Origin of the sequence: Synechocystis sp. LKSZ1, assembly GCF_040436315.1 — a bacterium.
Classification (GTDB): domain Bacteria; phylum Cyanobacteriota; class Cyanobacteriia; order Cyanobacteriales; family Microcystaceae; genus Synechocystis.
In genome coordinates this window covers 461359-473206 of record NZ_AP031572.1, presented here as the reverse complement: position 1 = coordinate 473206, position 11848 = coordinate 461359, and the positions used below count along the sequence as shown (strand labels likewise).

Genomic DNA, 11848 nt, shown 5'->3' with positions numbered 1-11848 from the left:
ATTCAACCCAGGCAGTGAGGTTGAAGCCGAGTCTTCGATTAAATACCCATGCATTACTAAATGGATTTAGTCAAAACGATAATAACACCGAAACTCTCTACTGTTACCATGGTTCTTGCCGTGATGATTGAGGGAGGATCTGGCAGTTTATTGTCCTCGGCCGTGGCACAGTCTTCTCCTGAATCTGTTCTTCTGTCCTCATCTATTGAAACCAATCCAGAAGCATTGTTTGAGCAGGGGGTATCCCAAGGGGAAGCGGGTAATTATCAGTTAGCAGTGGGTTTATTTTCCCAGGTCATCGCCCTGAGTCCTCTTTCCGCCGAAGCCTATTATAATCGAGGGCTATCTTTTGATCGCTTAGGAGAAGTGGAGCAAGCGCTAGCGGACTATAGCCAGGCCTTAAAGTTAGATCAAGAGTATGTTTCTGCCTATATTAATCGGGGTAATCTCTACAGTCAACAAGGCAATCATGAGCAAGCCGTGAAAGATTTTAGTCGGGCGATTCTGTTTGATCCCAATCGCTACAGGGCCTATTATAATCGGGCGAATAGTTATTTTCAGTTGGGCCGATATCAGCAGGCCATCGCGGACTATAATTTCGTTTTAGTATTGAAACCAGACTATATTGATGCGATCTACAACCGGGGGTTGACCTATTATCGTTTAGGCGAGTTGGATAGATCACGACAGGATCTCTTTCAAGCGGCTCAATCCTATCTGAATCGAGGTGATCGGGCCAGTTATCTAGAGGCCTTGGAGCGGATTACGGATTTGGCATTGTGAGCGGATGGCGGAAAAATTCAAGGGAACATATCGTATAGAGTCGGCCCGTTGGCAATCCTGGGACTATGGAAGAAATGGGGCCTATTTCATCACCATTTGTACGAAGGATCGTCGTCATTTTTTTGGAAAGGTGGTTAATCAGCAGATGATTTTATCACCGGTGGGACAATTAGCCGAACAATTTTGGTATGAAATTATTGATCATGCAAAAAACGTCGTTTTAGACCAATTCGTGGTGATGCCAAACCATATTCACGGCATATTGATTTTGGATAACCCCAACGATAATAACGGAAACGACGGGGCGAAAACGGTTTCAAAATCCGGGAAAAAATCCGGTTTCAACCATTATTGGGGGATACAAATCCGTGGTGACAAAAAATGCCCGCCCATTGGATCCTGATTTTGCCTGGCAGGCCAGATTTCATGACCATGTGATCCGGGACGACTTATCCTATGATCGGATTGCGGCCTATATTGAAAATAATCCCCGTCATTGGCGGGGGTATTGTTTTTATTAGGGAAGGGGATCGAAAAAAGTTCCGAGAGAGGTTATCTGAGGGTTGCCATCTCCCGAAAATGATTGGCTGGAGGCAAGATCTATTGTTTTTGGCTAATATCCATTGCCATTGGCGGAGGTTTACGCATTTTCTGGGTATAGCCTTCGGTAGCGTTGGGTTTAAGCACCAGGGGTTTGGGGGAAACCGGCGCAGAGGATGGATTAACCGGGGTTTCTGCCAGGGCCATGACAGGTGTAAGGACAATGGTTAGCAGACAGAAAATTTTGACAAAGGAATGAATGCGCATAGGACACCTCCCGGCCGAGGGGAGGCATCCTTATACACAGAATCTCTCCACAATCGGCGTTTTAGGGGCTAGTTTCAAAGGTGGCAGTGACCGGGCCAACGGGTAATTCTTTAGGCCAGGGCAGAACAAAGCGGCGTTTATTACCAGCGAGGATATTCTCACCAATGACTCCTTTCAGTTGTTCGCCTTGTAGCGTGACAGTTTTTCCGTCGTTAGAAGTCAGCGTTACTTTTAAACTATTCAGCAATTGATGAGCTGTCCCCTGATTTTCAAAATTCAAAACTAACTGTGTACGATCCTTTTCTACCAGAGACTCAGCAGTCTGTAGGATAATTTGTGGTGAAGCATTGGAAGGGGTAATGTAAATGGTTCCCTCATATTTAAAAAGAACCTTAATATTAGCGACACGTTCTGTTTTTGATTCCGTTGGCTGACTTTCAATAGATTCAATAGGTACTTGTTCAGCGATAATGCGATAAGCTAGTTCTTTCGTTGGAGATGATTCTCCTAACCACGTTACCCTCACGGATTGTGTTTGGTTAGGCTGGAGAATTATCTGAGGAGGATAAATAATAAAATCTTCCTCGGCATCTGTACGGACTTCGGCACCATCAACTGCCATTTGTCGCTTGACTATCGTAATTTGGACAGCAATCGGCTTATCTCCTGCACTTTGAACTAAAAAGGAACGATTAACTCCTCCCCCTGACGGAGTAAATTGCATCTCCATTGGTGTAAGTTGGAAAGAAGGAGTCGCTAAGCTTTTTACTGGATTAATGACGTTTATTCCAACACCTACTAAGATGGCTAGAGCAAAACCTTTGAAATTGATTTTTACTAGGTGGCCTTGGAGTGGCGATACCATGGTGTTTCCTCTTTAAAGTAAGAACTAGGTGTTCATCCAAGCAAGTTATCACTCACCTATTTTAGATAATCACCTGTTCTTTAGAAGAATAAGAAGTTTCACTGAATATCCATTTGTTGATCTTGAGTTATGGTTGAGTCAAGGTAAAAGTGAGAGTATCTGTATAAGTACCATAGGCTTTTCCTTCTACTTGCTCTTGTAGAATTTGGACTCCTACGTCACGTGTACATCCGTTCGATGAGGCACATTCTGTCACAAGCTCATTATGACTTTCAGCTGTTCCTACACCGCTTGAGTCTAGTGTAACTGGGCTTCCGTCATAGTAGAGTGTGTAGGCCATTTTATCGTAGGCTTTGGTAGAAGAACCTTTGATCAATACTCCTTGATTTGTAGACGTTACCGCAACTGTAAACCCGCCAGAATGATTCGCCTGAACATTAACTTGACCAACTTTCGTTCCGTTTGCCAAGCCTTCGCCTGTATGAATGGTAAGCGGTAAAGGGTTTGTTGACGTGTTAGTAGGTGTCCATAGCAAAGTATTCATTTCTGGAAGCGAAACGCCGATAGCTGCACCCGTGCCTGAACCAGCGCCTTCAGCAAAAGCGGCAGAACCAAAACCGACTAAGGAAGTCAGAACCAAACCCGAAGCTAGAAGAACTCGATTGAATTTTGTAAACATAATCTTTGCCTCCTTCTCTATTCCCGATGGGTAGTAATCTGTATCGCTCGCCGGTGAAGAGAATGAATCTTTTTGTTTTCTTTTACATTTAACAGTGTAGAAAACCCTAGGCCCTAAAGTATTGAGCAGAACACCCATCTTTCTACAATTCAATCTTTTTATCCTAAGTATAAAAACTTACTGGCGTTGCGAAATGTAACAAAAAAGCCAAAATCATGATCGTCATCACTCACTCCTTGTGATCTAACTCACTATTCAAACGGATCGAAGAATTTCATCGTAATGGGGCGCCGTTTTTGTCTTCGATAAAATTATTTTTCTTGAGCTAATACCAAATCTCTGAAGCATGACGACACCAATGACCCCACTGTCCCCTTACCAAGGGGAGGTGCCGTAGGCGGAGGGGTAGACAAAACAAAAAGGGTCGGCCTAAACCAACCCTTCCTTACTTGCTAAAAATAAAGGTCTTAAGGCGCGAGAGCATTACCCCGGAGCAGACTGCCAATAGTCTTGGCCGTAATCTTCATTTGCACCAAGGGATTAGCCGGGACGACGGTTTTGTACAGGTAGCTATCAAAGGTGAGTTTCTGCACATCAATGTCGGCGCACATTTCTACAAAGGCCTCGCGGGTGGCATCGGTACGGTAGAAAACCCGTTGCAGAATATCCAGTACTAGGTAGGTCATGCCGTAGCGTTTATCCCACTGTTGAATGTAGGTTTTCAGATCCGCTTCCGTGGGAATACGTTGGCCGTTATTGCTGGTGGCCACGATGGTTTCCGCACACATCCGGGCCGATTTCGCGGCAAAGTAGATGCCTTCCCCAGAGGATTTGGTCACAGTTCCTGCGGCATCGCCAACCAGGGCCACTCGACCCACCACCCGACGCGGCCGGGGATGTTCTGGAATGGGATGGGCTTCTACTTTAATGATTTCACCGCCCTCTAATTTCTTGGCGGCCCGGGCCCGAATACCGGCCTGGAGGTCTTTGATGATGGCCTTGTTGACCTTCATGGTGCCGGTGCCCACGGCAACGTGGTCGTACTTAGGAAAGACCCAAGCGTAGAAATCGGGGGAAACATCATCGCCCACATACATTTCCGCCAGGTCTTCGTAGTAGGCCATTTTGTCTTCGGGCAGGCGGATACGCTCTTGGAAAGCAATGGCGTAATTGTAATCCCCGGCATCAATGGCCTTGGCAATACGGGAGTTGGCCCCATCGGCTCCGATCACCAGATCCACCTTCAGGGTTTTCATTTCTCCCTGGGCCGAACCATTGGCGTGATCTGCATAGTGCAGGGTATAGGGATCGGTTTGGCCACTGGGAATATCCAGCTTATAGACCGTGCCATTGATCAGATTGGCCCCGAGGCCTGCGGCCCGATTGCGGAGAAAGCCGTCTAGCACTTCCCGGCGACACATGCCAATGTATTCGTCGTCCTTGAGGGTTTGGCCAATGTTGACTTCGATGTTGGAGGGAGAAATCATTTTCATTTTCCGCACCCGACGGTCAATAATCTCGGGGGGAAGGTCAAACTCACTGACCATACAGAGGGGAATCGCACCACCGCAGGGTTTGGCGTTGTCTAGTTTGCGCTCAAACAGGTAGGTTTCAATTCCCGCTTTTGCTAAAATTTCGGCTGCGGAAGAACCAGCGGGGCCTCCTCCGACAACTGCTACCCGTAGTACCAAAGCTTTTCTCCTAAAATGTTTGTTAAAGAGCGAGGAAGTACGGATCGCATGGTATCACGGCTTTTTACATTGGGGAAAGGCAATCCCGGAACTAGGGCCTATCTCGCAATAGAGCTTAACAAGGCTGTTACAGAAGTTTACAAAAATACTGCCAATCAATAGATAGGGCAAGGGTTTGCCAATTGAAAAACTTGAATGTTGTTAAAGTCAACTCCAAAAAAGTGATGGTACAGTAGAGGCGGAGTTAGGCGCAGAGAGTGATTAATGAAATACTACAGTTTAAGTAACGGCGATCAAATTCCGGGCCTGGGCCTAGGAACCTGGAAGTCGGCCCCCCAAGTCGTCGGCGAGGCAGTCAAGCAGGCCTTGGCGCTGGGCTATCGTCACATTGACTGTGCGGCTATCTACGGCAACGAAACGGAAATTGGCCAGGTTTTGACAGAAGCGCTTAATCAAGGCCAAGTACAACGAGAGGAACTATGGATAACTTCCAAGCTCTGGAGTAATGCCCATCATCCAGAGGCCGCCATACCGGCCTTGAAAAAAACCTTGCAGGATCTTGGTCTGGATTATCTGGATCTCTACCTAATTCATTGGCCTGTAGTGATTCAGCCAGGGATTCCTTTTCCTCAGACTGGCGACCAACTGTTGCCCTTTACCGAAGACTCTCTGCGGGGCACCTGGCAAGCGTTAGAAGATGCGGTGGATCAGGGCCTGTGTCGGCATCTTGGCGTCTCTAATTTCAGTGCAAAAAAACTAGAAATGCTGTTGGCCCTGGCCCGTATTCGGCCCAAGATCAATCAGGTAGAACTCCATCCCTATCTCCAGCAACGGAAACTACTGGCCTTTGCCCAGGCCCAGGGGATTTTGCTCACGGGGTATTCTCCCCTGGGTTCCGGCGACCGGTCGGCTTCTTTTAAACAGGCGGTAGAACCGCAGTTACTGGCTGACCCTCTGATTACTGAGATTGCGACTCAACAGGGCTGTCGCCCGGCCCAAGTGCTTTTGGCCTGGGCCCTGCAACGGGGAACGATCACGATTCCCAAATCCACCAACCCAGAACGCCTTCAAGAAAATCTAGCGGCCGCTGATCTGGTTTTAACCGATAGTCAAATGGCTCAGATCGGCAAGCTAGACCGCCACTATCGCTACGTTTCGGGAGATTTTTGGGCCCTGCCAGGCAGTCCCTACACAGTACTCAGCCTATGGGATGGTGAGTGATCATACTCCAATTGATCAATGATCTCTTGATAATATTTATTTTTCTGAAAAAGTTCTAATGTTTGAGATCGATCAGGATAGATTTTGGCTTTTAGATGTTGATTTTTATTATCTACATGGCCCGTAATGCAATGATAGTTCATCCACTTATTAATAAAATTTTGATCGTAGACCAAGTCTAAATGTTTGCACATCAATTGCATCGTTTGTTGTGGAGTCTGGCAGAAATCTTCGTAGCGGATAATCGGCATTTTCCCTGTACAACAGCTTAGAAAATTCCAATAACCCTTAAGATAGTCATTAACATTAGTTGAGCTTAGAATAGTCCAGTTTTTCATACTCAACCATTGATCAATGGGATGACGAACAGTCGCAATTTCTAACAAATCAAAATGGGCTTGAAGCGCTATATTGGTTGACAATTGTCCTGTGGGTAGCTGAAAAGGATAACCTAAAAAATCCAAATGATTCCAATCTCGCAAAATGAGAGTTTGATGCTTCTCTAGAACTTTGGTATAAATAAGGGAGATGACTTCACTAAAAGGGATCGGAGCTTGGGCTTCCAAAAATTCTAAAATATAGATCTCTTCCTGGCTAAATAAATCAAACCAGCTATATGCTTGTTCTAAAGGGTGAAGCAGAATTCCCTCGTATTTGTCATCGACTAGGGGATGAACTTCGCTCAGTAACACAGCACTCTGCATACAACCGAGGCAACGACAAATAATAGTACCACCACTTTTGGCGAGGTGATGGACTATTCCAAGAACTGGTTTCATGATATCTATCTCAAAATTCAAAAAGCGTTTGTTTCTTCTATTTACCTGTTCTACACCAAGTCACTAAAGCCAAGCGATATAATTAAGTTCTTGTCTTTTCTCGATAAACGAGTATTATAAGGAGACAAAATAAGAAGACACGCTAGTAAAAAGTTCTCTAGAATAGGACATACCCTTGGTACGTACAGGTGATGGCAGCCCAGCCTATTAATTCTATGCTGATGCAAAAGAGTATAGGAGCACTTAAATTTTTCTCAACCTATATCCTAAAATAGCTACAGGATCTTTGACATCAGTAAAAATAACTATATTCCAATAGAGTACCTCATAATAATGTTGATTTCCGTCGAACTCAAGTATGGTTATGGCTCGTTACCATCGTTTTTTCTCCCTCTTTTTTCCAAAACGCTGGCTACCCTTCATCCTTGCTAGCCTGCTTGCTCTGGGGTTCAGCCTAGGTCTTGCTCAACTCAGCCAGGCCCAATCCTGGTTAGACCTCCTCTTTCAGGGAGTCCAGGTACTGCAATTATCTAACCTTTCCTCTGGCCAGGAAGTCCGCCTGGGGCAACAAATCAACCAACAACTGCTCCAGCAGGGCCAGGTTCGCTTGGCCCGAAATCAACCCTTAAATCGTTACATTGACCAAATTGGCCAACGTTTGGCGCGAACCAGTGCGAGACCCGACCTCCCCTACACCTTTCAGGTCGTCAATGACCGCAATATCAATGCCTTTGCCACCATGGGCGGTTTTGTTTACGTCAATAGTGGCCTGGTAGCCGCCGCTGAAAATGAGGCCGAATTAGCCAGTGTGATGGCCCACGAAATTGCCCATATCAGCGCCCGCCATGCGGTTAATCGTCTGCGGGATGTGGCCCTGTCCCAGGGATTAATGACAGCGGCTGGCCTCCAGGAAAGTACCCTTGTCCGTCTGGGAGTAGAGTTGGCCTTTAACCTGCCCATGAGCCGAGAAGCAGAACTGGAAGCGGATTCCCTGGGCCTCCGGAATTTAATTCAAGCGGGCTATGCTCCCCTCGGCATGATTACTTTTATGCAAAAGCTTCAACGCCGGGGTAGTGCGGCCCCTGAGTTTTTAAGTACTCACCCCCTTACCAATAATCGTATTCTGGCCCTGCAACGGGCCATTACACCCCAGCAGGCCAGGCGGGGAGAAGGCCTAGACCCCGCCGCCTACCAGGCCCAGTTACAACAATTTCGTTAACCGTCGGCCCTCGGGGCTACCATCACTTGATTACGGCCCGCCTGCTTGGCTTGGTACAGGGCCAAATCCGCCTGTTGGAGTAGATCGTTGGGGGATAAACCCTCCTGGGGTACTAGGGTGGCCACCCCAATGCTCAAGGTGACTCGGCCCAGGGGAGATTGACTGTGGGGCAGGGCCAGGCCCTGAACCTCTTCACAGATCGATTGGGCTAAATACTGCGCTCCTTCGGGAGGGGTCTGGGGCAGAATGACGGCAAACTCTTCCCCCCCGTAGCGGGCCACCAAGTCCGAGGGCCGTTTGAGGAGGCTTTTAATCGTTTCGGCCACTCGCTTCAAACCATGGTCTCCAGCTGGATGGCCGTAGGTATCATTAAACTTCTTAAAGTAGTCAACATCACAGATGAGAAGGGACAGGGGGTCTTGGGAGCGGAGGAGACGTTGCCATTCCCGTTGGAGGTAATCATCAAAGAGATAGCGATTGCCGACTCCCGTCAGGGCATCCCGCGCTGACAATTCCTGGAGTTGTTGGTTGGCGGCCGCTAGTTGTTGGTAGAGTTCTCCCTGATGAATGGCGATGGAAGCTTGGGTTGCCAACTCGGTTAGCAGTTGAATCTCCTGTTCGTGCCAGGGACGAGGGCCACGGCAGTGGTGGGCGATCATTAGGCCCCACAGATGCTCAGCACAGATAATCGGCACGACTAAATTGGCCCGGACTTGGTAGCGTTGCAGGGTTTCCCGATGACAGGGAGCTAGATCCGACTGCTCCAGATCGGCAATGGCCCGTACCCGGCCCTGACGATACAAACTAATATACTTATGATTAAAACAGGGGTCATCAATGGTTTCCTGAAGAATCGAACGGCAATGCTGGTTATGAGCCTCAACCACGACTGTACCGGCCCATTTTTCATTGAATTGGTAAAGAATTACTCGGTCGGTATCGAGGAAATTGCGTACCTCCGTCACGGTGGCCGTCAGGATCTCATCTAGATTGATCGATGACCGAATTTTTTGGGCAATCTGCATCACAATCTTTTCTCGGAGGGTGCGTTGCCGCAGGTCTTCCTGCAGGGCCGCATACTCCAGGAGCTTTTGGGTGACATCGGTACGTCCCGGCACAATCTGCGTCAGGGCCTGGCTAATCTGGGCCAAGCTGGACGGTGTAACAACGGCGGACTTGGGTACAGCCTTGGCCTCGTTGGTTTGAAACTCAATTAATTGTGGCTGGGCCAAGAGGGTTGCCAGGGCCTCTGCGGGAACTGGACGGCTGATAAAGTAGCCCTGGGCCGCATCACAGCCCATCTGGCGCAGTTGGAGTAATTGTTTCTCAGTTTCAATGCCCTCCGCCACGACGGCTAAATTTAACCCTTTTCCCAAGCCAATCACACACTGAATAATCGCGGCATCCCGACTGGCTCCTAAGAGGTCATCCACAAAGGATTTATCAATTTTAAGGCGATGAATCGGTAAGTGTTTTAATATTGCCAGGGAGGAATAACCCGTGCCAAAGTCATCAATGGCCACTTGAATACCAGCCGCCTTCAATTGATGCAAAATCTTGACGGTTCCTTCCACGTCTTGCATCATCAGACTTTCGGTAATTTCTAATTCTAGATATTGGGGTTCCATCCCCGTTTCCTGCAGGACTTTAAAAATCAACTCCACCAAGTTGGCTTCCTGGAACTGACGAGCTGACAAGTTAATGGCTAATTGGAGGTCGGAAAAGCCTTGATGCCGTAAGTCTTGATACTGTTGACAGGCAGTGCATAGCGCCCAGTAGCCAATCTCGTTAATCAGGCCAATTTCCTCAGCGAGGGGAATAAATTCCGTGGGAGAAATAAATCCTAGCTGGGGATGTTGCCAGCGTAACAACACTTCTAGACCGGTTAGGCGGCCGCTCTGGAGATCGATCTGGGGCTGGTAGTAGAGTAGTAGCTCGTTTCTGTCGAGGGCCCGACGGAGGTCGGTTTCTAGACTGAGATGGTTGAGACGGACGTTCAGGGCCTGGGGCTGATAGAGTTGGAAGGTATTTTTGCCCTGGTACTTGGCCTGGGACAGGGCCGTTTCAGCAAACTTCAATAGGGCCTCTGCAGTTTCGCCATCGTAGGGGGCCAGGCTCGCGCCCACACTGGCTGTCAAGTAGAGGACTTGCCCCTGGACGTAGAAGGGATGACGGAAGCTATCAAGTAAACGGCGACAAATGGCCGTCACTTCATCAGCGTAGGACAAATTAGACACCAGCAGGGTAAAGCCATCGCCGTGCCAACGAGACAGCAGGGGATGATGGGGTTCAAAGGCTTCCAACTCGGACTGGAGACGATTGGCCACCTGTTGCAGTAAAAAGTCTCCGACCCCATGGCCCAGGGTCTCGTTAATGCGTCGAAAACGATCCATGGCAATTACCAGTACCGCCAGCATTTCCCCTTGGTACAAGGCATCCAACAGGGCCAGGGTCAGGCGCTGATTGAAAATAATCCAGTTGGGTAGTTGGGTCAGGGAATCGTAGGCTGTTTGATGGTCAATCAAACGGGTGAGGAATTGCTGAGTGATCAGCATGTACAAATGGGTACCGATGGTTTGGCCCAGTTTCAGTTCTTCTGGTGTCCAGCTTGGGATGAGGCGTTGCTGTTCTTCCCAAACCTCAAAGGACAAACGTGGCAATAGATTCCGGTCATCTCCGTCCTGACGTCCTGCCCATTGCCTAACTCGACAATATTCCCGCCGGAAAAGGACTAAGCATCCCACCCATTGGTCTTGGGTACAGAAAGGAATAAAGAGCAGAGATTGAATCCCCGTTGCTTGAAAGTAGGGGGCACAGGCTTCCCATTCGGCCTGCTTGGCCAATTCCCCGAGGGAAAAGTAACTGACGTAGCTCCGTTCCGAGGCTGGTAGTTCCCAACTCGATTGGGACTCCAGAGAAACCACCGGCTTAACCCCCTGGGATAAGGCTCCCCGCATTAGGGTCTGCCAAAAGGGGTTTTCAATCAAGCTCGTTACGTCACTCTCTAGACCTGTCTGATAAACCTGTCCCGGTTCTCCGGTCAGGTCTGGCCCTAGGTAGAGGAGTCCCGCTTCCGCCGACATTTGTTCCAAGCAGGCCGTGAGGACTCCCTGCCAGGAGAATTGGGACGTCGTCGCCTGATTCAAAAGCTGGTTTAATTGCTGGACAATGGCTTCCTGGTGCTGTTGTTGTTCCACCCGCGAAGTTAGCATGGACTGAGTAATGGCTAGCGTAATTTCCTTACTCAGTAGTTCCACTGTATCTAATTCCTGCTCGGCAAAACGGCGGGGCTGGCTGTGGTGGATAGCTAGCAGGCCCCAGAGCAGATCTTTGTAATAGATAGGAACAACCAAGGAAGACAGAACCCCCATGGCCAGGAGATATTGAATGTGACAAGGGTCTACCGGCACATGGCGGGGGCCAGGGGGACTGGGGACGACACCGGCAAAATCATCATCCAGCTCATGAACCGTCCGGCGCTGGGTCGAAATATCAACAATAATACTTTGGTGTTTGAGACGGATTTCCTCCCGTACACTGCTGGGAATATCGCTGGCCGGAAAATGCAGGCCGAGCAACGAAGGTAAATGCTCCCTCTCCACCGCTTCAGCAATGACTTCCCCACTGCCATCAGCCCCAAAGCGGTAGATCTTCACTCGGTCTACCCGTAGGAAGGCTTGGATTTGTTGCACAATAATCCTCAGTGTTTCATCCAGATCCAGCGCATTGTGAATTTTGTTGATAACACGACCCAAAAACTTTTCGGGGGGATTGCGGAGGATAGTCATAGGTTTAGGGGGAAGT

At 48.6% G+C, this 11848-nt stretch carries 9 protein-coding genes and 1 pseudogene; 4 read left to right on the top strand and 6 right to left on the bottom strand.

What is annotated here, in order from left to right:
- Positions 1–174: 174 nt before the first annotated feature.
- Together ABXS88_RS02320 and ABXS88_RS02315 are read left to right on the top strand one after the other, a co-directional pair.
- Positions 175–783, top strand: a pseudogene (locus ABXS88_RS02320) (tetratricopeptide repeat protein); the annotation flags it as partial.
- Positions 784–787: 4 nt separating this feature from the next.
- A complete protein-coding gene (locus tag ABXS88_RS02315) occupies positions 788–1186 on the top strand; it encodes a hypothetical protein (protein ID WP_353673583.1) in 399 nt (132 codons plus the stop codon).
- 197 nt (positions 1187–1383) lie between these two features.
- On the opposite strand, the gene ABXS88_RS02310 is transcribed toward ABXS88_RS02315, so the two are convergent.
- From ABXS88_RS02310 to chlP, 4 genes are all read right to left on the bottom strand, one after another.
- On the bottom strand, positions 1384–1590 hold the full coding sequence (locus ABXS88_RS02310) for a hypothetical protein (protein WP_353673582.1): 207 nt from the start codon (positions 1588–1590) through the stop codon (positions 1384–1386).
- A gap of 61 nt (positions 1591–1651) precedes the next feature.
- Positions 1652–2455 (bottom strand): fimbria/pilus periplasmic chaperone, encoded by an 804-nt coding sequence (locus tag ABXS88_RS02305; protein WP_353673581.1) that lies wholly within the window; start codon positions 2453–2455, stop codon positions 1652–1654.
- 127 nt (positions 2456–2582) lie between these two features.
- Positions 2583–3272: a hypothetical protein gene (locus ABXS88_RS02300; RefSeq protein WP_353673580.1), complete on the bottom strand. Its 690-nt coding sequence runs from the start codon at positions 3270–3272 to the stop codon at positions 2583–2585.
- Between the two features lie 329 nt (positions 3273–3601).
- A complete protein-coding gene (gene chlP, locus ABXS88_RS02295) occupies positions 3602–4825 on the bottom strand; it encodes a geranylgeranyl reductase (protein WP_353673579.1) in 1224 nt (407 codons plus the stop codon).
- A 264-nt stretch (positions 4826–5089) separates the two neighbouring features.
- Here chlP and ABXS88_RS02290 point away from each other — a divergent pair, with 264 nt between their 5' ends.
- Positions 5090–6046, top strand: a complete 957-nt coding sequence (locus ABXS88_RS02290; RefSeq protein ID WP_353673578.1) for an aldo/keto reductase — start codon at positions 5090–5092, stop codon at positions 6044–6046.
- Here ABXS88_RS02290 and ABXS88_RS02285 read toward each other — a convergent pair.
- Positions 6013–6825 (bottom strand): hypothetical protein, encoded by an 813-nt coding sequence (locus ABXS88_RS02285; RefSeq protein ID WP_353673577.1) that lies wholly within the window; start codon positions 6823–6825, stop codon positions 6013–6015. The two genes, ABXS88_RS02290 and ABXS88_RS02285, sit on opposite strands and share 34 nt — an antisense overlap.
- 358 nt (positions 6826–7183) lie before the next feature.
- Here ABXS88_RS02285 and ABXS88_RS02280 point away from each other — a divergent pair, with 358 nt between their 5' ends.
- Positions 7184–8044, top strand: coding sequence for a M48 family metallopeptidase (locus tag ABXS88_RS02280; protein ID WP_353673576.1), 861 nt, complete (start codon positions 7184–7186; stop codon positions 8042–8044).
- On the opposite strand, the gene ABXS88_RS02275 is transcribed toward ABXS88_RS02280, so the two are convergent.
- On the bottom strand, positions 8041–11832 hold the full coding sequence (locus ABXS88_RS02275) for a diguanylate cyclase (protein ID WP_353673575.1): 3792 nt from the start codon (positions 11830–11832) through the stop codon (positions 8041–8043). The genes ABXS88_RS02280 and ABXS88_RS02275 overlap by 4 nt on opposite strands.
- Between the last annotated feature and the right edge of the window lie 16 nt (positions 11833–11848).

What these genes read in the sequence shown, in the direction of transcription:
- ABXS88_RS02300 (WP_353673580.1), bottom strand. Translation starts at nt 3,272, where the DNA reads ATGGGTGTTCTGCTCAATACTTTAGGGCCTAGGGTTTTCTACACTGTT.
- ABXS88_RS02275 (WP_353673575.1), bottom strand. Translation starts at nt 11,832, where the DNA reads ATGACTATCCTCCGCAATCCCCCCGAAAAGTTTTTGGGTCGTGTTATC.
- ABXS88_RS02280 (WP_353673576.1), top strand. Translation starts at nt 7,184, where the DNA reads ATGGTTATGGCTCGTTACCATCGTTTTTTCTCCCTCTTTTTTCCAAAA.
- ABXS88_RS02290 (WP_353673578.1), top strand. Translation starts at nt 5,090, where the DNA reads ATGAAATACTACAGTTTAAGTAACGGCGATCAAATTCCGGGCCTGGGC.
- ABXS88_RS02315 (WP_353673583.1), top strand. Translation starts at nt 788, where the DNA reads ATGGCGGAAAAATTCAAGGGAACATATCGTATAGAGTCGGCCCGTTGG.
- ABXS88_RS02305 (WP_353673581.1), bottom strand. Translation starts at nt 2,455, where the DNA reads ATGGTATCGCCACTCCAAGGCCACCTAGTAAAAATCAATTTCAAAGGT.
- ABXS88_RS02310 (WP_353673582.1), bottom strand. Translation starts at nt 1,590, where the DNA reads ATGCGCATTCATTCCTTTGTCAAAATTTTCTGTCTGCTAACCATTGTC.
- ABXS88_RS02285 (WP_353673577.1), bottom strand. Translation starts at nt 6,825, where the DNA reads ATGAAACCAGTTCTTGGAATAGTCCATCACCTCGCCAAAAGTGGTGGT.